The following is a 21,412-nucleotide window of genomic DNA, read 5'->3' as shown; positions in this document are numbered from 1 at the left end:
CGGCAGGTTCATCAAGGCCGATTACGCCGCGCGCTTCGTGAGGCGCACGGCCGGCAGGAGAGTTTGTCTGGCGGCGGCGTTCGCCGCCGCCAGCTTAAAGCTTAAACCGACACGTTTGCCTGCAACGGAACTTCGATCGGACCGGTCGTCGGGGGCGTTGACGTACCTAGCTGATCGGGAGGCAGATTACCTGGGCCAACCGTGACCTGGCTTGACGAGAAGGTTTCGTTACCGCCGTCGCCGCCTTTGGGGTGGATGTAGGTAAGCCAGGAATTCGGATGAGAGCCGACAGTCAGTGCGGAGATGTCTTTCGCCGCATCCTTGCCGGAATTAAACGTGACACTGCCGTCGCTATTGACTTCACCAACGGATTTACCGTCCTGGTTGTACAAAAAGCGGCCTTTTTGCAGAAGGTCCACTTCTCCGCCATTCGCCGAGGTGATCTTCACTGACTCTGGTTTTTGCCCGAAACCGAAACTGGAGCCGCAACCGCAGCCTGGCTGTGTGCCTGTCACCCCGCCGGTGCCGGGCAAGCTGCCACCGCTCGACGCACCACCGAAGTATTGTTCCAGCAATTCGAGTAGCTGCTGATCTGAAGTCGAGGAGGATCCCTGCAGGACTGAAGTTCCCGATGAATCCAATGGGCCCGATGAACCCCAAGGTTCCGTACCCAGTGGAGATTCAGTGCTCAGCGACGAAAGGAAATCCGCCGAAATCGTATTTGACATGGTTTTCTCGCAGGTTAGTCATGCAAGTCACAGGAGATCGACCAAGCATTCAAGCCGCATCGATTTCAATCCATAGAGTATGAGTACGCGCTCGTCCATGATCGGCTGGACGCGAAGCGAAGCGGCAAGGAGCGAATCTTCAGTGCATGCCTTCGGGTTCCATTGCGGTTCTTCGCATGTCCGGCACGGCGCGGAGGTTTGCCCTTGAGAATGGAAGCATGTCCATTTTCCCTGATCGAACGTATCGATTGCAGCGGACGTGCATCGTTCGTGGCAGTCGCTTGCGCACCGGGTCTCCGGATTGCCATTTCTTCTGGCCGGCCAGATCGGCACTGCGATCTGGCCGCGAATACGAGTCATGAAAGACACTCATTGCAGTTCGGCAGCGCTCGGCCTGTTGCTATCCATCTTTGCGGTAGGGCTCAGCGTCGGGGCGCTGCCGGAACTCGAGGAGATGCTATTTGCGCTGCGTTTGCTGCATCCGAGCCAGTCGGTGGTCGATATATGCGAGGTCAGGTTGCTGGTCCATTCACGTCAATGGATGGATGCGTTGCGCCTGCTGACGCAGATCGACGAGCAGGGCGGCGGCTCGCCGATCGTGTGGGCAATGCAGGGATGGTGCCTGCGCCTGCTCGGCGACCGCGACTGGCGGCGTTGCGTCAACGCCGTGCTGGGCAGCGGCGATGCCGCGGCGATCGCCATCACCGCGAAATTTCTCGATATCAAAGGCATGGATGCGTTGCCGGCGCGGATCATGGCGATCGTCGGCGATGAGCATTTATGACCGGCTCAGATGCGTGATCGGTAAAAATATCCGACGTCAGTACCGCTAAAAATCCTGCCAACCCTCGTGTCCTTGCGGTCAGGCTACGAATGAATCTCCCCTGTTACTACGGCTTTTTGGAATATCCGAAAAAAATCACGCTTCGTACAATGACCCCGGTGTTGCACGCTCTCTCACCAATATTCATTCGATACGCGGGCGTGACTCTTCGTCGTTTCCGACAGTTCGAGCGCCGGGCGCTAACCAGTGGCGCGATGGTGGCACGGTAAGCGACCACTCGGAGAAGAAAATGAAACTTGCGATATTGACGAGAAACGCCGATCTTTTCAGACTGATTTGCGAGTGTTTTGTCAGCGCAACCTGCACGAAGTTCGCGGATGATCTTACGCTTGCGAGGGCACTGTATCGCGACGAATACAGCGCAATCATTATCGACGCCGATACCGGGGTCAACGCTTTGCGCCCCGTGCTGGCGCGGCGCGCCTGTTATGCGGACCGGCGCGCGCCGCTCATCGTCGTCGGTGCAAAAGAGGATCGCCATAGCATTGCGCAGTTGCTCGATGCAGGCGCGGACGATGTCGTGCTCGCGCCGATCGATACGCGCGAACTCGCGCTGCGAGTGTATCTGGCGTGGCGCCATTTTTCTCCCGCCGAAACCGCCGAGCTAGGCGATCATCTTGAACGCGGCGTTTACCGGTTCGATCGGCACGCCTGTTCGGTTTTCGTCTCGGGCGAGCAGTTGCATCTCACGCCGCGTGAATTCGCCATTGCGTGGCTGCTGTTCCTCCACGCGGGCGAGTACGTGAGCCGTCGCCAGATCGCCAGCAACGTATGGGGCGATCAGGAAGACATTGTTCGGCGCACGCTCGAGCAGCATATTTATAAGCTTCGCAAAAAACTCGGGCTCGACGGGCGGCATGGCGCAACGCTGCGGACCATGTATGCACATGGTTATCGCGTCGAGATCGTCGAGGCCGTGGTGCGTCCGCAGACCGACACGGCTAGTGCGGGCATGCCCCGTTCGATGGCTGGCGACACGTTCGCCGAGTTCGTCGGCATTTAGGCGGGGTGGTCACGGCGCTATGCGAGCGACTGCGTCAGCATCGATAGACCCACTCGACGAATGGCTCAGTCTGCTCGCGAGTCGACTTGCGGAGCACTATGTACCATTGCGTCGAGCGGAAGCGCTCGATCTCGTGATCAGCGACGTCGCGGGTTTACGCTGCCGCTTCGACTTTGCGCAGCGCATCGAAATGGCTACGCGGTGGATCGCGCCGGTCGCCGCCGACGCGACCATCACGCTGCGCACGGACATGTTGATAGCGATACTGAGCAATCCCGGCGGTTTCGATCTGCGCAGCGCCCAAAGCATGCGTTTGGGCGGCGCGCGAATAGAGGGATCGCGCCGGCTTGCGGCCTACTGGTTTCAATTGCTAAAGCGGCCGGACGCAACGCAGCGCGCATCGTTGGCGCGCGCACGGGCCTGCGCGCCAACGTCACTGCCTTGCGTGCCGCAAATGGCTCACGGCGCGGACGCCGCGCAACAAACCGAGAACGTTATCGAAGCGCTTAGGCGCAGCGTTCCTCTGCATCTGCGCGGCGTGCTGAACTGGCCGGAAACCGGCTGGTCGCTTGCCGATTGGCGCAACCGCGAAGGCGCGACCGCGTTATCCTTGCGATCCGCCTCGGGGAGTGCCACGACTATTGGGGAGTTCATCGATACTTTTACTAGCGCCGCCGAATCCCAGTCACCACAGGATCGGACCGAGGCACCCTATACCGACGGATGCCTCTTGCCGGCCGCATGGGACGTACGTTTCCGGATGCCGGTCCTGTCCGCGTCGGCATTTGGCGACGCACAGCTATGGTTCGGCCAGCGTCGCGAATGTGCACTCGTCACGCGGCTGCATTGTGATCTCGCCAATTCGTTTCTCGCGCATATCTGCGGCCGCAAGCGCGTCCGTCTATATGACCCGTCGCAGGAGCATGCGCTATACGCGCTCAACACATTCAACAGTTTCAGGCCTTGCCGCGTCGATGTCGCGGAGCCCGACCTCGTGCGCTTTCCCCGCTTCGCAGAGGCACGAGGTATCGACGTATTGCTCGAACCCGGCGACTTGCTGATCATTCCGACCGGATGGTTTCACTGCGTCTGGGCACTGGACGCCGTGCTGTCGGTCAGCCGTTTTGTCAGCGATGAGACAGTCGCGCAATTGCGATCGACTCCATGAACGAAGCGCTCGCCGATCCCGCCGTCGCTCTCGCGCCGGATGAAGTACCGCTGGGTTCGGGTTGTACGTCGGACGTGTTCGCGTGGTCGGCGGGTTGGGTCGTGAAGCTGTTTCGCGAAAATTATCCGCTGCGGCACATTGAGCACGAAGCGTGCATAGCCGGTCATGTATTTGCGCTATGCAAGGGCGCGAGAGGGTTTCGCGTGCCGGCAGTCGGCCGGATTGTCACCGTCGGGCGGCGCTCGGGTTTGCTCTACGAAAGCGCGAATGGGCAGCCGCTTTTGCGTGTACTGCGCGAACAGAATGGCCCGGCGATGTTGGCACGCTGCGGCCGGCAACTGGCCGAGCTGCACGCAATGGTCCATCGAAGCTGCGCTGACAGTATCGCTCGATGCGGCCAGTTACCCTTGCAGCACGAGACGCTTCGCGTCTCGATCGAAGCCGCGCCAGGTCTTTCCGACCGCATCCGCTGTGCCGCGCTTCGCTCGCTCGACGAGATGCGACCGCGCTGCCAGACGCTCTGTCACGGTGATTTTCATCCGTCGAATGTTTTGCTATCGGGCGACGGCGGTTTCGCCGTGCTGGACTGGGTAGCGGCCGGGCGGGGCGAGGCTATGGGCGATGTCGCGACCACTTCCTTGCTGCTGCGTTTCGGCAGGTTGTCGCCAACACGTGTTTTTACCTGCGAAGAGCAGGCCGCGCGTCTGCAGGTTCACGACGCTTATCTGCAACGCTACTTCGAAACAAACCGGGCGGCGGGCGGAGCCGAACAACTGGGACGTTGGCTGCCGTTAGTGGCCGCGGCCCGTCTCAACGACGCCGCGATCGGCGACGCCGAGCGGCGCGCGCTGATGCGGGTTGCCAACACACTGGACGCGCCGGCTCAGGCGCCTCTTCAACCATGAAAACGGTGGGTCGCCGAATACGAAGGGCCACGCACCGTTTAAGGAGAGAATGTTATGTCTGGGACAGGTGAACACGCGGATTATTATGCTGCGCGCGCCGCCGAGTACGACGCCTCGGTGGGTTATGGGTCGCCGAGGGTGGAGGCGCATCTTGAGCCACTCAAGACGCGGCTGCGGGGCATGGTCGCGGGGCGTGACACGCTCGAAATTGCTTGCGGCACTGGCTACTGGACTGAGGTGGCGTCGGCCAGTGCGCGCTCGATCGTCGCCACCGATCTCGACCCGACGTCGGTCGCGTTAGCACGGGCGAGAGTCGCCTCGCGAGACAGCATTCGCTGTCAGCTTGCCGACGCTTATTCGCTGGAGGGCGTGACCGGCCATTTCGATGCGGCGTTTTCGATGTTCTGGTGGTCGCACATACCGAAGTCGCGATTGCCGTCTTTTCTACGCACCCTTCACGGCAAACTGCAGCCAGGCGCTACCGTCACGTTCGTGGATCAGTTGCCCTACGCATGGAGCGGCAAACGCAGATTCGACGGCGAAGGCAATCTGATCGAGGAACGCATGGTATCCGGCGGCGCACGGTTTGAAATCATCAAGAACTTTCCCACCGAATCAGATCTCGTCGATGCGCTGGCCGGTTCCGCCCAACGGCTGGTCTACGCGGTGTGTCCGGACAAGCGATGGTGGATGATTACTTACCAGACGTGAAACCTCCTGAGGCACACAACTGAGGTCCGCTCCGCCAGAGTTTCCGTTTGGCGTCAAAGTTTTACGGAGGTGCTCGAATTCAGCGATTTCCGCAGGATGAATAACACTATGTGCTCGGGCGAGCGGTGCGGCAGGCAGGTTGCCGTCGCGCATGATTACCGCGAGTTTATTCAGCTTGACTCTGCGCTCCAGATAAAACAGCTTCCTTCTAAGGCGGGGAGCCTGGATATCGTATTTGCGGATAGCCATCGATGCCGGCATACCGTTTTCCACGTCTGCGTGGACCCCTTCCAAAGCGGTAGCTATGGTTGGGTTCTCAGGATCGCGTTCACGACTCACGAGCGCTTTCAGTGTGTTGGCGTCGATTCCGTATAAGGCCGATGCAGTGGCTTCGTCCATATCGCCATGCGTCACGGCGCAGACAGCGCGCGCCTCCAGATCGCGTTGTTTGACAGCGCCCAGAATAGTTTTCATGTCTCTGAAGCGCGGGAGTTCGTACCTCGAGATGACGTCCTCAACTGAATGACCGTTGACGATATCCCGAGCAGCACGTTCGATATCTTGTTCAACACCGAGAGAGTGAACCATTTCCATTTCGTCGTTGGAGATGTCCGTGATCTCCCGCAGCCTTGTGGTCACATCCATCTGGCTCGGGCCGAAAGTCGTGCCACGCGCGATTCTCGCCTCACCAGGTATTTCAGTGCCGCGGGCCGCAAAACTTGTAAGCGCACCTATTAGCCCCGATCCCACTCGCCCGGTAGCCACGACAGGCGAGCGCGTCACGGGACCGCTTTCGTCCGGCTCGTGCCTGACAGTGGGTGTTTCGCCGACACGGTCGGTCCCCCGTGTTGTAGACATAGCGATCCACAGGATAAGAATGATCATCGCGTTTTAGCAGATCGCAATGTCGTCACGCGCTGGCATTGCGAAGAATCCGCCCATGCAGCGAAGTTTCATTAGTGGCGACGCGCTGGAATGGAGCTTGTGAATGCGCGTCCAATCCATGTTTCTTTTCTAAAAATAAATGATTAGAAGTACGACTGTTAGGGGGCGGTAAAATCGCCGAATACGTAGCGGATCCGATTCGCAAAGCGCAACTTCCATCCGGCTGAGAAAATGCCGGAGCACTAACCACCAGGATGACTGATGACTAACGGTATCGAGCGCGCGCATGACGCTGCAGATCGCGGACATGTTCCCGGAATCGAGAGCGAGACGGGAGCGAGGCCGCAGAGCGGTACTCCAACATTTGCGCGGTCTCGCAGCGCCCCGTCAGAGGGACTGCAGACGCTTGCCTCGCGACCGAAAGGCGCCACGCTGGACGGACGGTGCGCGCCGTTGGATCGCGGTGGCGTATCCGCGACAGCACCTGTTATCGATCCGCGCGCGGGTCCCGGCGTGGGTTTGCGCGACCGGTCGCAACGCGTACGACTCACATCGCAGGGCTCCTCACCGGCAAGTTCCAGTAAGCCAGTCGATTCAGGATTATGGCTTCCGCCGCATGCGCTCACGCCGCTCGTGACCCCTGCGAACACCGGCGATATCGTTCAAGGCACGCATCCGGTGTTGCAGGCATTGCTGGATCAGCATATGCCTGGGCAAAAGTTCGACAAGGTACTCCTGGTGTTTGCTCACCCCGACGATGAAACGATGATGCTGAAAACCATCTGGCAGTTGTTGATGCTGGGTGTCAAGGTGCATGTCATCGACGTGACCCAATCGAATGGCGGTACCGGCTTCACCAGCAAGTCGGGGATACAGCGTCCGAAGTTTGCCGCGACAGGGAAGGAGGAATTGTTTTCCAGGCTGTATGGAGCATTGCGCATTGGCCAGACGGAGGGTTTTCTTGGTGATCTGACGCCCAACCTCGACTTGTTGCGAATCGACGTGTTGAGCTACCCGGACAGAAGTCCTTTCAACAAACCGGCGGAGCGCAGTATTCGTTATTACCAGATCGCCGATTGGAATCGCGAAGAGATCGTCGATTTTATCGTGGGACGATTGGTCATCGGCGAGTACGCTGCAGCCATAAGCCTTAGAAATGAACGCGCCGTTCACGCAGCTCACAGGGAATCCTCCAGCTTGTTCGACGATGCTATCGTCGAGTACGAGAACTTGCCCGGCAGTCGCGCACCGCTTCGTATTTCGGCTGTCGAATCGGGTTACTACGATCCGAAGGATTTGCGGCCTATCGATCCGGCTCGCGCGGTTAGAACGAATTTGACTCCCGACGACGTGGTGGCCGCGCGCGAGCTATTGGCGAGATGGTTCGGTCGTGCGCCCGACCACCTTCCGCCGAACGAATGTGAACAGCCGCCGGGCTGCAAGCCGCAGTGGGACGCGGAGCGCGATCACGAAGACATGGAAATGGGGTTGGGCACCGCGCCCAATGCAGTCGCATTTCTCAACGCGGTGGTCAATGCGAAGTTGCCGACCTCGCTCGCGGAATGGCTCGCACCCAGACTGGCGGAAGAGGGCGCCAGCAGGCAACGCCCACTCGCCCTGGTTCACGACCCCAGGATCCCCGCGGGTTCGTCGTCGCAAGGGCGCAGGGCTGAAGGCGTCGAGCCGATGCGGCCTTCCGGATGGACCCGTCACAGCGGACCGCAAACTCCGGCAGCGCTGACGGCGCTACCCAATGAAGTGCTGCGTGCGCGCCGGGGGGACGGACCGCAACCATACGCTATGACCGACGATGATGCGGAAGGGCTCGTCGCATTCAAAGCCCCGCCTAAGTATGTCAGCGCGCACGTTTCGTTGAGGGATCGCGTAGCGAATCTGAAATCGGGTCGGCGCCGTCAGGGACATGGATTCATTGGCGGGCCGAGACGGGATTCGGTCGCTTACGCGGTGTCTCCCGACCAGTCGCCACATCACGTCGTCGGAGACAAGGGGCGCGCTTTGCATCTGAACTCAGGCACCAAGGTCTTCGCGAGTCTCGATAGCGCGAGAGAGTACGCGGTGCAGCTGTTGCGGGAAGATCCAGAAACGGATATAGGCGTTTTTAGGCTTAACGGGCCGGCAAATGAAATACGGGCCGCGATTCGCAAAGACGCGATCGATGAGCAAATTGTCGACCGCGTGGCGATGATTCTCGATGAAAACGGAACCCTGCATCCAGCGACAGTCGCGAACCCTGACGCTAAATACCGCCTGCAACCGGGCGAGCAATATGCCGCGCCGCCTGTCACTGGGATGCCGGTGAAATACAAGCGGCTCGCAGCCGTGCAGAGCGTCGGTAAGATCGCTGCGACGGCGGTCACCAGTTATGTGAGCTTGCGGTTCGGGCTCGGTTTGTCGCACGAAGCCACCATGGAAACGATGCTTCAGACTGGCCGCATCATGTTCGGCGTCCGTGCTTGGATCAATGCAAGCAAGGCGATATTGGAAAAGCGTCTCGCGCGATTGAACGAAGTTGCCGGTTCCGAACGGGCAGAACGTGCTGAGCTTGCCATCGCCCAAAGTACAGAGGCGCAGAAGCCGGCCGGATCTGTCGCAAGTCCCGCGCTCGACAAACTGGAGCGTCGCACGACGGGCATGCGCGGGATCATGCGGGGCTTCACACGACAAAGCCGCGCGGAAATACAGCTGCTTGCCGACGTGCTGCGCCAGGCGCCGACAGATGAGGATGCCTACAGGAAAATCGACGAACTCGTCAGCAATGGCATGTTTGCAAGCGACAGCGTGGTCGAGCGCATGCGCCGTGTGTTGTGGGGACTGAGCTACGCGCCGAGCGATATTGCGGCGGCCGGTATCTGGATGGACCCGGAGATCATGCTGACACCGATCGACTCCTTGCAGCACGCATCGGAGTGGCTTGCCAACTTCTCGACGTTGATGTTCGTTCCAGTCCATCTGATGGGTAATGGCGGACAGCGCCTGGACCGCGCAATTGAAAAGATCGGCAGAAAGCGTGATTTGGACCCAACGGTGCCCGCAGCCGGTGAAAGCCTGCCGGATTACCTGCCTGGCAACGAGCATCGGCTATGGGCAAGGAAGCTTCCGTTCGGCAAGCTTCTCGTCTATCCGCGCATACGTCCAGACACGGGAAGAATGTTCAGGCCGCCGTTATTCCAGCGCTTGCCCGAATTTCAGATGCTCGGCGCGAGCATCGCGTCAGTGCCGTTCGGCGCAGCCAACGCGGTTGCGGCGGCGCATTCCTTCATGACGGGCGACGTGGCGACAGGCGCGCTTCAAGCAGGCCTGGTCGCCGCCGACGCGACGTTCACGCGAGGGTTCTGGCATAGCTACGAAGATACGCACGCACGCAATCACGGCAAGGGCCCCGTCGTGCGAAGAAGCAGATTCATACCTTGGATCAAACCTCCGCTCAAGGGCGCTGAGGCCGAGCCGCGCGACATCACGCAGCCGAAATTGGTGGACGGCGGCGTGTTGCGCGGCCTCGACCCGAACGCCGTGATCGGCGGTGGCATGGTCACGCAGGTGGTGCTGAACCTGTTTCAGCCCAAGTGATTGACTGAAGCCCGTCGTCATGGCGGGATTCGGCAAACCGGACGAGGAGAAGTCGCGACGCCTACAGCGCCTCGATCAGTTCCTTTCTCATAGGCATGCAGTAGTCCGAGCATGCGACGTGCGCAGCGTCCGCCGCTGCGCGCACCATTGGGCTCGCATTGACGGGCAGGCAAAGCGATACGACGATGGGTGGCGGCATCGGCCTTAACGGCAGCTCGACGAATTCGCCACTTTGCAGCGCGTCGGACACGATCAGGCTCGGGATGCCGGCGACGCCATAACCGTCGCGCACGAGCTGAACGATCGCCGCCACCGACGGCGAGCAGGTGATCCGGATCTGCTCTGTTGGCATTCCCGCCTGGCGCGCCAGCATATGAACGATGCTTTGCAGCGCCACTTGCGGAGCGGTGCCGCGTCCGAACGTCAGCACGGGACGCTTCAATACACGTAGCGCAAGATCATGCGCGCGCGGCGATAGCATCCCGCGTTTGGCGATCCACCGGACTGGATAACTGGCGATCGCGCTCGATACGATTTGCGTGCTGTCGATCCCCTCGAGCCGTATCGCAATGTCCAGCTCTCCGCTTAGCAGGCGTCGCTGAAGTACCGAGCTCGAATCGACGGTGAGATCCACTTCGATATGCGGAAACGTCGCGTTCAGATGCGTGACGTAGTGCGCGAGCCAGCTATGCACGACAGTTTCGATGACGCCAAGGCGCAGCTTGCCGCCCACCTCCACTTCGCGCACCGCGGCCTCGCGCAACGCGAGCGCAGCATCCACGACGTTTTTCGCCAGCAGGAGCAGGCTCTGGCCCGCGGGGGTCAAGCGGAATGCTGCCGTGGAACGGTCGACCAGTTCGGTTTTGAGTTCGTCCTCGAGCGAACGGATGCGCAATGAAATCGCCGCTGGCGTCGCATGCAGGGCGCGAGCGGTAGCGCGAAAGCTTTCGAGCTGCGCGAGCGTGACAAATGTCTCCAGAAACCGGATGTTCATACGCGCATGGAAAAGGATTGGCGGTAAAGCAGCGCTGAGGCTTGCCAGGCGGCGCCATCGTTTTTAAACCATATCCTAAAGATATTTCTAATGTCAGCCGAAGTTGACACCGTGCAAACGAAGCGAACGAAGTGACCCGACCTGAGAAATGGGCTAAAACTTGCCGGTCGGCTCCCACAGCCCGTAAACACGGCGTGCAGCGTGTCCTGGGATTTACAAATAACCGTAGAAGCGCACAGATGTCCGTTCAGAAAAACTTGACACATGGGTCCGGAATTACTCGCTGGCGCTGGTATTTATTCGCCTCTAATCTATTTTGAATCGTTCAGATCGGAGCAACCGTTTCATGCCATATCACTTTCGTCAGAGCGTGCGGAATCGTCAATTCAAAGGACCGACCGCGGGTCATTGCGGCGAATATGCTCAGGCTAATCTCGCGATTCTTCCGCGCGCTTACTCGGAAGACTTCCTGCGATTCTGTGTCGGCAATCCTCGTGCATGTCCGCTGCTTGCCGTCGGCGAGGCGGGGCAGTTCCATCTCCCGGCGCTGGGCCGTGAACTCGACGTGCGCGTCGATGTTCCTGGTTATAACGTCTACCGCGACGGAGTGCTAAGCGAACAACCTGCCGACATCCGTGAGCTTTGGCGCGACGACCTGGTGGTCTTCGCGATCGGCTGCTCGTTTTCATTTGAGCAGATGCTCGCACACGAACGCATTCCGCTCCGGCATGTCGATGAGCGCGTCAACGTGCCGATGTTCCGCACCAATTTACCGAATCGCGCCTCCGGTCCTTTCGGCGGCCACATGGTGGTGTCCATGCGACCCATGACCGGCGCGCAGGCGATTCGCGCCGTCCAGGTGACCAGCCGTTTCCCATCGATACACGGCGCGCCGGTGCAGATCGGCTATCCGGCGGCGCTTGGTATCAAGGACTTGTCCAAACCGGATTTCGGCGATGCCGTGTCGATCCGCGAGGACGAGCTACCGGTCTTCTGGGCATGCGGAGTGACCCCGCAAAGCGCTATCGAAAGCGCCCGCCTGCCTTTCGCCATCACGCATCGGCCCGGACACATGCTGATGACGGATATCCGCAATGCCTCGCTGGCCGTGATGTGAGACGGCGGGCGGTACTAATAGAACTAATGGAGAAGACGAATGAAAGTTGAAGGGCAGTATTTGCGAGAGGACCTCGGCGCGAATTCAGAAGGTGAAGTGGGTGGAATGTTCGGCTGGTACCGTTATACGAGTGCGAACGAGCGGCGCGCATTCTGGAGCTGCAAGATCGGCTATGGTCTCGACGCAATGGATACGCAGTTCCTGAGTTTCGTGATTCCGACGCTGATCGCCACTTGGGGTTTGAGCAAGGGGCAGGCCGGCCTGATCGGCACGGTGACATTGCTGACGTCCGCGGTGGGCGGTTGGATTGCGGGGATTCTTTCGGACCGGATCGGCCGGGTCAAGACGTTGCAGATCACCATTATCTGGTTTGCGTTTTTCACGCTCCTTTGTGCATTCGCCCAGAACTACGGTCAGTTGCTGGCTGCGCGCGGTTTGATGGGTTTCGGGTTCGGCGGCGAATGGACCGCTGGCGCCGTGCTGATCGGCGAAGTGATCAGGCCGCGCGATCGCGGCAAGGCGGTCGGCATGGTGCAGGCAGGATGGGCACTGGGTTGGGCGGCTTCGGCGGGGCTTTATACGTTGTTCTTTTCGTTGATGCCCGGCGAGCTGGCATGGCGTGCGCTTTTCGCCATCGGGATTTTGCCGGCGCCGTTCGTGATCCTGATCCGTCGGCTTGTCGATGAACCCGAGATTCACAAGCAGCAGAAACAGCAGCAGCGCGACACTAACGCCGGCTATGGTTTCCTGGAAATCTTCGGACCGGGTGTGTGGTGGACGACGCTTCGAACGGCGATACTCGCTACCGGCGTGCAAGGCGGTTATTACGCCATCACGACGTGGTTGCCGACTTATCTGAAAACGGAACAGCATCTTAGCGTCGTCGGCACCGGAGGCTATCTCGCGGTGGTGATCGCGGGTTCCTATGCGGGTTATCTGTTCGGCGCGTTCTTTAGCGATCGCTTCGGCAGAAAGGTCAGCTTCATTGCATTCTCGCTGGCGTCGATGGCCATTGCGCTGATCTATACGCGCATGCCGTTGACCAACGTGATGCTGCTGGTGCTGGGCTTTCCGCTGGGCTTCTTCGCATCCGGCATATTCGCGGGCATGGGCGCATTCATGACCGAATTGTTTCCTACCCGCATTCGCGGCTCGGGTCAGGGCTTTTGCTACAACTTCGGTCGCGCCGTCGGCGCCACATTCCCGTTTCTCATCGGGTTCGTCGCGCAGAAGATGGCGCTGGGCGCGGCAATCGGCATATTTGCCGCCGCCGCCTACGGCGTCGTCATTCTCGCCGCGCTGACGTTGCCCGAGACGCGCGGCGCGCGCCTCGCTTCCTAACCTCTGGTCAACGGAAATTCGATCATGAAACAAGCAGCCACGAGCCCGGCTCCGCACGATCGGCGCCGGCAATTCTGGATCGAGCGCGGGGGCACGTTGACCGATATCGTCGCGCGTCGGCCAGATGGCCGGATCGTCATGCACAAACTGCTTTCGGAAAATCCAGGCCGCTACGAAGACTCCGCCGTGCACGGTATGCGAGAGCTGCTTGGGGTTGCGGCCGGACGTGTTCGTTATTCAGACGTCTGGCGGTAGTGGCTGTGGGCCCGTGCGCGAGTAACCGGATCGCAGGTGGCGGCTATTCGCATTGAGTCTGGTTGTCCTCGCTCGTTCGGGGGCGGCCGACTCACGCGTAGCCGCCCAGGCGTGTCACGCGCTGATGTCCCGGATTGCCGGGCGCAGAGATTCAACGCGAGGTGAATGTGATCTTCACGATATTGCCGGTCGAGTTTTCTGTTTGCGAGACGCCGGATTCCGGCGAGCTTTCCACCACCGGGCGGGAGCGCATTTCTCGCACGTCAGGCGGCGTCAGCAGGTTGTTCGAACCTTCCGCATTCCGTGACAGCGCGACATGGACCGCCGCGGTGCACGCCGCGGTCCGGCGGATCGGCTTCGATACGCTTTGCTATTGGCGCGTACGACTGGTGGGTAAACGTTTGACGCACGTCGTCTGGTACTCGATGTGTTCACCTCGAGGCTGGGCGACACATTACGAAAGGGAGAGATTGTACGAGATAGATCCGTGTCTCGCGGCCGCGTGCCACTACGACTGGCCTAACGTATGGGATCTCGATTCCATTTTCCGCACACAGGCCGGCTCGTGGAGCGCAGCCCAACGACATCGTTATCTCTCGAGCGCATCGAGCTTCGGGATAGGCTCCGGGGTAACGTTTGGACTGGTCGGAAGGGATCCGTTCGAGCGAGCGGTTGTCTCGCTGTCCAGCACGCGGATGAACCGCGCGTGGATTGTCGATACTGCTGTGGGCAGCGCGTACGCGCTCGCTACAGCAGTCGATGCCCACATCAAGCCATGCGTGGGCGAGTGCTTGCCCCGTCATGCAGGGGGCGATCTGAGCGCGGTTCACGCCAAGTTGCTGCGTTTCATCACGGACGGTCTGAGCAGGCAACAGATGGCGACCCTGCTCAATCTGTCCGCGGACACTGTCGGTTACCACCTGTCTCGGTTGGAGCAGGTCTACGGCGCGAGTAACCGTACGCAATTAGCCTACATGGCGGGCCGAACGGCTCTCACGTGCGCGCCTTGACGTCGATGTCCAACTTGTTTCGAGGGATAATTTATGTCCGGTTTCGATGCGATCGCGCCTCACGAGCTCTCTCTGGTGCAGGCTGCTGAACGCCGCTTGCCGTCTGGCCCAGTCGGCGACAGAGGCGAACACACTGAAATGGTCTATATCGATGAAGATGACATCGAAGACGGCGTGCATGAGGAATTGGGAAACGAAACGGCTATCGCGACCGAACTTGGCGCGGCGCGCACGGCTAAGGAGCGTGTCGCGATCGTGCGCGGCGCGCTGCGAATCGCCGGCTTTAGCAGCTTTGGCTATGCGGCGTTTGCACAGGGCGCTGACGGACTACCGAGTCGTGTCTATCTACTGCGAAACTATTTTTCCAACGCATTGCTGCCGGGCTCGTTGTCATGCGCGCATTTGAGAGGGGACTGGCGGATCAGGAGGGCGTTGCATACCGGTCAGCCGCATATCTGGGATATCGACTCGTTGATCGAGACATCTTGCGGGAACGATTCCGCACATGCGATGCGCCGCCACTTCGAGCACATGCGCAATCGCGGCGTTTGCAGTGGTGTGAGCTTCGGATTGCCGATTCACCGAACGCCGTTGCGGGCAATGTTCGTTTGCGCATCCCCGCTGGAGACCTGTGACTGGATCACTGAAAACGTGCTTGCGCAGGCGATCAGTTTGGGGCTTTCCTTGCATCAACGGTGTTCCGCCTACGTCCGTGCAGTGCATCGGGATACTGTGGCCGGCAATCTATCGGACATGCAGCAACGGCTACTGGATCTGGTTGTGGACGGACTGACGGACAAGGAAATCGCGCAGCGTCTGAACACGACGACGCACAACGTCGATTACCATTTGCGGCAGTTACGCGACAGATGCGGCGCGAAAAATCGGAGTCAGCTCGCCTACATTGCCGGATTGATGCAGGTGGTTTAAAGGGTGGATAGTCAAAGCGGCGCCAGGCGGGGTAGCGGTGTTCGCTAGCGAGCATGGCCAACTGTGCATCAAGCTGCCGCAATCCAATGCCGGCAAGGATTCCCAAACCCCACGCTAGTTTTTCTACTCCGCTTCGCGAGTTCTTCTCATTTGTCCGACGTCGTTCCAAAAGCCATATTGCATCCATCGAGGACGCACAACGGTTCTCGTCACCTAACCCTCGAAGGAGAACGACATGAAGCTGCAAAACAAGGTTGCTTTTATTACTGGTGGCACGTCGGGCATTGGACTGGAAACCGCGAAGCTCTTCCAGGCTGAAGGCGCGAAAGTCATTGTCACGGGTACCAACCCGGAACGCCTTGAAGCGGCAGGAAAGGCTTTGGGCGGCAATGCGCTCGTGCTCTGCGTTGACCTGCGCAAGCCCGCTGAAATCGAGCGTGCGGTCGAAGAGGTGCGTGCCAGATACGGCCGCATCGATGTCGTCTTCGCGAACGCAGGCGCCGGCACGGCCGCGCCGCTGGAATCCGTCACGCCGGAACAGATCGACGAGCAGTTTTCCCTGAATTTCAGTGGGCTCTTTTTCACGATTCAAAAGGCCGTGCCTCTCATTCCGAAGGGAGGCAGCATCGTGGTGACAACGTCGTTCCTGAATGCGGTCGGTACACCGGGGCTGTCGATTCTGTCAGCGACAAAGGCAGCGATTCGCTCCCTCGTTCGCTCCATCGGCGCTGAGCTTGCTCCGCGCGGCATTCGGGTGAACGCTGTTAGCCCGGGCCCGATTGCGACTGCGTTCCACACCAAGCTCGGGCTGACCGAGGCGCAATTGACGGAAACGGCGACAGCTATTCAGGCTCAGGTGCCGCTGCAACGATTCGGCGAAGCCGTCGAAATCGCCAGGACGGCATTGTTCCTCGCGAGCGACGATTCGTCCTTCACGACGGGCGCGGAAGTCGTGGTCGATGGCGGCTTAACGCAATTCTGATGTCACTAAAGCGATAGACTTTGCGAGCCCTCGAAGCTGAAAACGGTGGTGACGAACTGGTGCTGACGCACACTTCCAAAATCGACGAGGCTTGGACTTTTTGCCGACGGGAGCGCATTTTGATACGCCCACGTTCGGGCGGTGGTATCGCACCGCTTTAGTCCAAGCCGCAGCAGTGTTGACGACAAATTGCAGGGCTGGGAAGATAGGCCAACCGGACTTGGGCCCATCCAGCAACATGCGTGCACCGAACAACCTGAATGCACTCCGTGCCTTTGAAGCGGTATCGCGTCATCTGAGCTACCCGTCGGCCGCCGAGGAACTCAACGTCACGCCTGCGGCCGTTGGCCATCTGATACGCGGGCTCGAAGACACCCTAAATGTCGAGCTGTTTCATCGCGCGACATCGGGACCGACCCGGCTGACCTTGACCGACGCCGCACGGTCAGTCCTGCCCGCACTGCAGGCGGGGTTTGATCTGTTGTCCGAAGCCGTTGAGCAATTGAAGGCGAGCAAATCGCGCATAGCCTTCACCGTGACGATACCCGGTGCGTTTGCTGACAAATGGTTGTTGAGACGCGTCGAGCGGTTTCAACAGAGGCATCCGTATTACGACCTTCGCATAGACACCAGTAACCGGATTCTTGACTTCACTGCTGACAGGATTGATGTCGGCATTCGCTATGGCGCGGGCGTATGGCCAGGCCTGGTATCGACCTTTCTCATGCGAGACGAGTTCTTCCCGGTATGCAGTCCCGCTCTTTTGAAGGGTAAATATCCGCTCAGGAATCCCGCCGATCTGAAGCATCATCTGCTCATTCATGATGTGTCGATGCAAACATCCGGTGTCTTCCCGACATGGCGCTCATGGCTGCAAAAAGCCGGCTGTCGCAACGAAGTCGATTGCAATCGCGGCATCCAGATTGACGACTCCGCAGCGGCACTGCAAACAGCCATTTCAGGAAATGGTATTGCGCTGGGCAGGACCACGCTGGTTGAACATGACCTCGCGGAAGGGCGGCTTGTGCGTCCGTTCGAAGAATCACAAAGCTGCGAGCTGGCCTACTACCTCGTCCACAAAAAAGAGCGCGAGAACTCCGCGCCAGTGGTTGCCTTCAAAGAATGGCTGATTTCAGAGGCAGGCGCCCGCTAGCGCTCGCACGCGAACGCCTGCCCAAGGTGGCCGAGTTGCCGCGATTCGTGGCATCCGTTGCGGCTTCAGCGGATGGACGACGGGTGGCGCGCGAGCGCGTCCACCTTCATCGTCATATACGGAAACAGCGGCAGACCTGAGAGGATAGTGTGCAGTTCGTCGTGCGAGTCGACGTCGAAGACGCTGTAGTTCGCATACTCACCGACCACGCGATGTAGTTGCTGCCATTTGCCTTGCCGCTGGAGCTCTTGTGAATACGCCTTTTCTCGTGCCTTGATTTCGTCAGCCTGAGCCACCGGCATATCGTGTGGCAGGTGTACATCCATTCTTACGAGATATAGCATGTGTTTCTCATTCAAAGAAGTAGGGGGTCACTCAGGTCCACCAGCACAATAGTTGGAATGGGGCGATGCGCCTGGTGCTGGATCGACTGCGTGCTCAGCTATTTTTGTCGCGACGATAGAAAGCGAGCTTTTCCTCGTCGATATGCAGGCCCAGGCCTGGCCCTTCCGGTAGATGAAGGTCGAAGTCCCGATACTGGGGGCGAGCAGTGACGATGTCGTCTTTCAACAGGAGTGGTCCGAACAACTCTGTACCCCAGGCAAGTTGCGGGAGAGCGGCGAATCCGTGTGCCGATGCAATCGACCCGATGCTGCCTTCAAGCATCGTGCCGCCATACAGGGACACGCCGGCTGCATCCGCAATGGCGGCTGTGCGCATCATTCCGTAGATTCCGCCGGACTTCGCAATCTTCAGCGCAAAGACGTCCGCACATGCGCCGCGCACAAGTTCAAGGGCATCCTCCGGGCCTGTCACTGCTTCGTCGGCCATGATGGGGACGATGAAACGCGATGCAAGCCTGGCGAGTGCTCCGCGCTGCTCTCGCGGAGTGGGTTGCTCGATGAGGTCAATGCCGGCAGCTTCAAGCGCTTCGATTCCCAGCGCTGCGTCAGCCTCGTTCCAGGCCTGATTCACGTCAACCGTGACTTTGGCGCGGTCGCCGAGCGCGGCTTTGATTGTCGACACGTGCGCTACGTCGTCACGAACACTGCGTCGGCCAATCTTCAGCTTGAAAGTATTGTGGCGACGTTCGGCGAGCAGCGTTTCTGCTTCATCGATGTCGCGTTGGGTATCGCCACTTGCGAGCGTCCACAGGACCGGAAGCGTCTTGCGGACAGCGCCGCCAAGAAGGGTTGAAACAGGAACGCCCAGGCGCTTGCCCTGAGCGTCCAGCAAAGCCGTCTCGATTGCGCACTTGGCAAACCGGTTTCCCCGCGCAACCTTGTTCAGTTTGAGCATTGCGTCGTTGATGTTGGTCGCGTCTTGCCCAACGATTGCAGGTGCAAGATAAGTATCGATGGTCAGCTTGATGCCTTCGGGACTCTCGTCGCCGTACGACAGACCGCCAATCGTAGTCGCTTCGCCAAGACCCTCGATCCCATCGCTCGAGCGCAGACGGACGATGACTAAGGTTTGCTGCTGCATCGTCGCCATGGCTAGCTGATGCGCGCGAATGGTTGGGAGGTCAACCAGAATCGCTTCAACGGAGGTGATTTGGGCGTTCATACCTGGAATGTTGGAGTTGAGGGGTTGCTGAAGTATTGCGTGCCCAATAACCCCCTGTCCAACACCGTCGACGTCTAGTGCCATACCTCCTGGGTATGGCGGATATCACCGCCCAAGATCGTTGCGAGGTGCATGGGGTATCTTTTCCTCGTCGTATAGCCGATAGATGAGTTCAAGCATTTCCCGAAGGTCGCGCGACTCGTCGAGCGCACGCATGCTCATGATGATGGGGGAAACCAGAGTGGGGTCGTCCAGTTCCTTGTAACTCACGTCGTCTCGCTTCAGGCCGTACACACTACTCGGAACGACAGAAATTCCTTCCCCCGCTGCTACGAGGCCGAGCGCGATCTGCAACTCTCGTACTTCATAGATCCGGCGAGGCTTGAGGCCGCGATCTTCGAATGCCGACAGCACCTGGTCCGCGTAACTGGGGCGCGGCGCCTTGGGGAAAATAATCAGCGTCTCGTTGACCAGGTCGCTGAGAGCGAGGACGGGCTTGGCCAGTGAGAGTGGATGGCCCTCCGGGAATGCGACGATCATCTTCTCTTCGCGAAGAATCACCCGGCGGATGTTTGCGTCCTCGTGCCGAATACGGCCGAACCCGACATCGATCTGACCGTCCTTCAGCGCTCGAATCTGATCCATCGTCGACATCTCGTGGAGGCTGAGTTCGACGGTAGTGTTCTCGTCGCGGAAGCGCCGGATGATTTTGGGCAGCATTCCGTACAACGTCGAGCCCACGAAACCGACAGAGAGGCTGCGCTCGATGTTGCCCACGCGCCGCGTCATGGATTCGAGTTCGGACGTTTGAGCCAGCAATTGGACGGCATGGGCATAGAAGAACTTACCCGTCTCGGTGAGCTTCAACGGGCGCGAGTCGCGCTGGAATAGCTGCACCTCAAGAATCTCTTCAAGCTGCTGTATCTGACGGCTCAAAGGCGGTTGGGCCATATTTAGCCGCTGTGCCGCGCGCGTGAAATTGCGTTCCTCGGCTACGGCGACGAAATAGCGAAGATGCCGCAGTTCCATTTCGATACCTCGTGGATATAGACCGATACTAAATCAGTGTTGGACGAGGCCTTCTGGCGTCCATTATTCTGCATTCACACTCTGTTTCAGCACCCATTATACCTCTCAGGCATATTCAAACGGGCGCTAAACCAAGGGTTTACCCCGCCATAAAATAGAGATTCAGGAGCAGACATGAGCGTCAAAGTGTTCGATACGAAAGAAGCGCAGGACCTGCTGAAGGCTGCTGCTAACGTTGGTAGCCAGGACGGTAGCGCTCGCGCAAAGGAGATTGTCAACCGCCTGCTGGGCGACCTGTTCAAGGCCATCGACGACCTCGACATGACGCCTGACGAAATCTGGGCCGGCGTCCACTACTTCAACAAGCTCGGCCAGGACGGCGAAGCTGCGCTGCTTGCTGCCGGTCTCGGTCTGGAAAAATACCTCGACATCCGCATGGACGCGGAAGACAAGGCGGCTGAAATCACCGGCGGCACGCCGCGTACGATCGAAGGTCCGCTATATGTCGCCGGCGTGCCCGTACGCGATGGCGTATCGAAGATTGATATCAATCCGGACGAAGATGCCGGCCCGTTGGTCATCCGCGGCACGGTAACCGGTCCAGATGGCAAGCCCGTTGCAGGGGCGTTGGTCGAATGTTGGCACGCCAACTCGAAGGGCTTCTATTCGCACTTCGACCCGACCGGCGCGCAAAGCGAATTCAACCTTCGCGGCGCGGTCAGCACCGATGCCAACGGCAAGTACGAGTTCCGTACGCTCATGCCGGTCGGCTACGGCTGCCCGCCGCATGGCGCGACCCAGCAACTGTTGAACGTGCTTGCCCGCCATGGCAATCGCCCGGCGCACGTGCACTTCTTCGTCACTACCGACAAGTACCGCAAGCTGACGACGCAGATCAACATCGAGGGCGACCCGTTGATTTGGGACGACTTTGCGTACGCCACCCGTGAGGATTTGATTCCCCATGTGGTCGAAAAGACCGGCGGCGCTGCGCTGGGAATGAAGGCCGATGCGTATAAGGAAATCGAGTTCGACATCGAGTTGACTCCGCTGATTCAGGGCAAGGATAACCAGGTCGTCCATCGCCTGCGTGCGTCTGCCATCGCCTAAACGCTAAACGCCACACGCGGCCGCTACGTCGTACCACTGCTGCCGCTCAATCCTTCGCAAGAATCTTTCGACACCGATGCGCGTGCCCCATAA

19 protein-coding genes and 1 pseudogene are annotated in these 21,412 nt (G+C 59.5%); 14 read left to right on the top strand and 6 right to left on the bottom strand.

Going from position 1 to position 21,412, the window contains the following annotated elements; all coding sequences use genetic code 11:
* Nucleotides 1-101: 101 nt before the first annotated feature.
* On the bottom strand, nucleotides 102-728 hold the full coding sequence (locus PQR42_RS08845) for a hypothetical protein (protein ID WP_408386282.1): 627 nt from the start codon (nucleotides 726-728) through the stop codon (nucleotides 102-104).
* A 358-nt stretch (nucleotides 729-1,086) separates the two neighbouring features.
* On the opposite strand from PQR42_RS08845, the gene PQR42_RS08840 reads away from it, so the two are divergent.
* From PQR42_RS08840 to PQR42_RS08820, 5 genes are all read left to right on the top strand, one after another.
* Nucleotides 1,087-1,512 carry an HrpB1 family type III secretion system apparatus protein gene (locus PQR42_RS08840; protein WP_408212556.1) on the top strand — a complete coding sequence of 142 codons (426 nt, stop codon included), beginning with the start codon at nucleotides 1,087-1,089 and terminating at the stop codon, nucleotides 1,510-1,512.
* A gap of 289 nt (nucleotides 1,513-1,801) precedes the next feature.
* Complete coding sequence (locus PQR42_RS08835; RefSeq protein ID WP_408212559.1) at nucleotides 1,802-2,575, top strand: response regulator transcription factor; 774 nt, start codon at nucleotides 1,802-1,804, stop codon at nucleotides 2,573-2,575.
* A gap of 106 nt (nucleotides 2,576-2,681) precedes the next feature.
* Entirely contained in the window at nucleotides 2,682-3,743 is a 1,062-nt protein-coding gene (locus PQR42_RS08830; RefSeq protein WP_408386284.1) for a cupin-like domain-containing protein, read from the top strand.
* Nucleotides 3,740-4,648 (top strand): phosphotransferase family protein, encoded by a 909-nt coding sequence (locus PQR42_RS08825; RefSeq protein ID WP_408386286.1) that lies wholly within the window; start codon nucleotides 3,740-3,742, stop codon nucleotides 4,646-4,648. Before PQR42_RS08830 ends, PQR42_RS08825 begins: the two co-directional genes overlap by 4 nt.
* Nucleotides 4,649-4,702: 54 nt before the next feature.
* Nucleotides 4,703-5,359: a class I SAM-dependent methyltransferase gene (locus PQR42_RS08820; RefSeq protein WP_408386288.1), complete on the top strand. Its 657-nt coding sequence runs from the start codon at nucleotides 4,703-4,705 to the stop codon at nucleotides 5,357-5,359.
* Here PQR42_RS08820 and PQR42_RS08815 read toward each other — a convergent pair.
* On the bottom strand, nucleotides 5,264-6,004 hold the full coding sequence (locus PQR42_RS08815; RefSeq protein WP_408386290.1) for a hypothetical protein: 741 nt from the start codon (nucleotides 6,002-6,004) through the stop codon (nucleotides 5,264-5,266). The genes PQR42_RS08820 and PQR42_RS08815 overlap by 96 nt on opposite strands.
* Before the next feature lie 873 nt (nucleotides 6,005-6,877).
* Here PQR42_RS08815 and PQR42_RS08810 point away from each other — a divergent pair.
* The gene (locus PQR42_RS08810; RefSeq protein ID WP_408386292.1) at nucleotides 6,878-9,832 is read left to right on the top strand and encodes a hypothetical protein; all 2,955 of its coding nucleotides are present in this window, start codon (nucleotides 6,878-6,880) and stop codon (nucleotides 9,830-9,832) included.
* Between the two features lie 61 nt (nucleotides 9,833-9,893).
* Here PQR42_RS08810 and PQR42_RS08805 read toward each other — a convergent pair whose 3' ends face one another.
* Nucleotides 9,894-10,826: a LysR family transcriptional regulator gene (locus PQR42_RS08805; RefSeq protein WP_408386294.1), complete on the bottom strand. Its 933-nt coding sequence runs from the start codon at nucleotides 10,824-10,826 to the stop codon at nucleotides 9,894-9,896.
* Between the two features lie 346 nt (nucleotides 10,827-11,172).
* Here PQR42_RS08805 and PQR42_RS08800 point away from each other — a divergent pair, with 346 nt between their 5' ends.
* The 7 genes and pseudogenes from PQR42_RS08800 to gcvA all read left to right on the top strand — a co-directional run bounded on the left by PQR42_RS08800 (nucleotide 11,173) and on the right by gcvA (nucleotide 17,614).
* Nucleotides 11,173-11,943 carry a putative hydro-lyase gene (locus tag PQR42_RS08800; RefSeq protein ID WP_408386296.1) on the top strand — a complete coding sequence of 257 codons (771 nt, stop codon included), beginning with the start codon at nucleotides 11,173-11,175 and terminating at the stop codon, nucleotides 11,941-11,943.
* 105 nt (nucleotides 11,944-12,048) lie between these two features.
* Entirely contained in the window at nucleotides 12,049-13,284 is a 1,236-nt protein-coding gene (locus PQR42_RS08795; RefSeq protein WP_408386422.1) for an MFS transporter, read from the top strand.
* Nucleotides 13,285-13,308: 24 nt separating this feature from the next.
* Nucleotides 13,309-13,509: pseudogene (locus PQR42_RS08790) on the top strand (hydantoinase/oxoprolinase N-terminal domain-containing protein); the annotation flags it as partial.
* 191 nt (nucleotides 13,510-13,700) lie between these two features.
* Nucleotides 13,701-14,549, top strand: coding sequence for an autoinducer binding domain-containing protein (locus PQR42_RS08785; protein WP_408212580.1), 849 nt, complete (start codon nucleotides 13,701-13,703; stop codon nucleotides 14,547-14,549).
* A gap of 33 nt (nucleotides 14,550-14,582) precedes the next feature.
* Nucleotides 14,583-15,479: a LuxR C-terminal-related transcriptional regulator gene (locus tag PQR42_RS08780; protein WP_408386298.1), complete on the top strand. Its 897-nt coding sequence runs from the start codon at nucleotides 14,583-14,585 to the stop codon at nucleotides 15,477-15,479.
* Nucleotides 15,480-15,714: 235 nt separating this feature from the next.
* Nucleotides 15,715-16,461 (top strand): SDR family oxidoreductase, encoded by a 747-nt coding sequence (locus PQR42_RS08775; RefSeq protein WP_408212586.1) that lies wholly within the window; start codon nucleotides 15,715-15,717, stop codon nucleotides 16,459-16,461.
* 238 nt (nucleotides 16,462-16,699) lie between these two features.
* Nucleotides 16,700-17,614, top strand: coding sequence for a transcriptional regulator GcvA (gene gcvA / locus PQR42_RS08770; RefSeq protein WP_408386300.1), 915 nt, complete (start codon nucleotides 16,700-16,702; stop codon nucleotides 17,612-17,614).
* Between the two features lie 65 nt (nucleotides 17,615-17,679).
* Here the strand turns inward: gcvA and catC are convergent, their stop codons facing one another.
* The 3 genes from catC to PQR42_RS08755 form a co-directional block, all read right to left on the bottom strand.
* Nucleotides 17,680-17,958 carry a muconolactone Delta-isomerase gene (catC, locus tag PQR42_RS08765; RefSeq protein WP_408212591.1) on the bottom strand — a complete coding sequence of 93 codons (279 nt, stop codon included), beginning with the start codon at nucleotides 17,956-17,958 and terminating at the stop codon, nucleotides 17,680-17,682.
* Nucleotides 17,959-18,052: 94 nt separating this feature from the next.
* Nucleotides 18,053-19,180: a muconate/chloromuconate family cycloisomerase gene (locus tag PQR42_RS08760; protein ID WP_408212594.1), complete on the bottom strand. Its 1,128-nt coding sequence runs from the start codon at nucleotides 19,178-19,180 to the stop codon at nucleotides 18,053-18,055.
* A gap of 105 nt (nucleotides 19,181-19,285) precedes the next feature.
* Nucleotides 19,286-20,209, bottom strand: coding sequence for a LysR family transcriptional regulator (locus tag PQR42_RS08755; RefSeq protein ID WP_408386302.1), 924 nt, complete (start codon nucleotides 20,207-20,209; stop codon nucleotides 19,286-19,288).
* Nucleotides 20,210-20,383: 174 nt separating this feature from the next.
* Here PQR42_RS08755 and catA point away from each other — a divergent pair, with 174 nt between their 5' ends.
* Entirely contained in the window at nucleotides 20,384-21,319 is a 936-nt protein-coding gene (gene catA / locus PQR42_RS08750; RefSeq protein ID WP_408386304.1) for a catechol 1,2-dioxygenase, read from the top strand.
* Nucleotides 21,320-21,412 lie beyond the last annotated feature (93 nt).

It is taken from the genome of Paraburkholderia sediminicola, assembly GCF_046027355.1.
GTDB classification, from domain to species: Bacteria; Pseudomonadota; Gammaproteobacteria; order Burkholderiales; family Burkholderiaceae; genus Paraburkholderia; species Paraburkholderia sediminicola_B.
Note: the sequence above shows the minus strand (reverse complement) of the source record. Positions and strands in the feature narration are given on the sequence as shown.

Excerpts from the sequence above, each read along its gene's own strand:
- PQR42_RS08845 (WP_408386282.1), bottom strand. The coding sequence starts at position 728 with ATGTCAAATACGATTTCGGCGGATTTCCTTTCGTCGCTGAGCACTGAA.
- PQR42_RS08840 (WP_408212556.1), top strand. The coding sequence starts at position 1,087 with ATGAAAGACACTCATTGCAGTTCGGCAGCGCTCGGCCTGTTGCTATCC.
- PQR42_RS08835 (WP_408212559.1), top strand. The coding sequence starts at position 1,802 with ATGAAACTTGCGATATTGACGAGAAACGCCGATCTTTTCAGACTGATT.
- PQR42_RS08825 (WP_408386286.1), top strand. The coding sequence starts at position 3,740 with ATGAACGAAGCGCTCGCCGATCCCGCCGTCGCTCTCGCGCCGGATGAA.
- PQR42_RS08820 (WP_408386288.1), top strand. The coding sequence starts at position 4,703 with ATGTCTGGGACAGGTGAACACGCGGATTATTATGCTGCGCGCGCCGCC.
- PQR42_RS08815 (WP_408386290.1), bottom strand. The coding sequence starts at position 6,004 with ATGGATGTGACCACAAGGCTGCGGGAGATCACGGACATCTCCAACGAC.
- PQR42_RS08805 (WP_408386294.1), bottom strand. The coding sequence starts at position 10,826 with ATGAACATCCGGTTTCTGGAGACATTTGTCACGCTCGCGCAGCTCGAA.
- PQR42_RS08800 (WP_408386296.1), top strand. The coding sequence starts at position 11,173 with ATGCCATATCACTTTCGTCAGAGCGTGCGGAATCGTCAATTCAAAGGA.
- PQR42_RS08795 (WP_408386422.1), top strand. The coding sequence starts at position 12,049 with ATGTTCGGCTGGTACCGTTATACGAGTGCGAACGAGCGGCGCGCATTC.
- PQR42_RS08780 (WP_408386298.1), top strand. The coding sequence starts at position 14,583 with ATGTCCGGTTTCGATGCGATCGCGCCTCACGAGCTCTCTCTGGTGCAG.
- PQR42_RS08775 (WP_408212586.1), top strand. The coding sequence starts at position 15,715 with ATGAAGCTGCAAAACAAGGTTGCTTTTATTACTGGTGGCACGTCGGGC.
- gcvA (WP_408386300.1), top strand. The coding sequence starts at position 16,700 with ATGCGTGCACCGAACAACCTGAATGCACTCCGTGCCTTTGAAGCGGTA.
- catC (WP_408212591.1), bottom strand. The coding sequence starts at position 17,958 with ATGCTATATCTCGTAAGAATGGATGTACACCTGCCACACGATATGCCG.
- PQR42_RS08760 (WP_408212594.1), bottom strand. The coding sequence starts at position 19,180 with ATGAACGCCCAAATCACCTCCGTTGAAGCGATTCTGGTTGACCTCCCA.
- PQR42_RS08755 (WP_408386302.1), bottom strand. The coding sequence starts at position 20,209 with ATGGAACTGCGGCATCTTCGCTATTTCGTCGCCGTAGCCGAGGAACGC.
- catA (WP_408386304.1), top strand. The coding sequence starts at position 20,384 with ATGAGCGTCAAAGTGTTCGATACGAAAGAAGCGCAGGACCTGCTGAAG.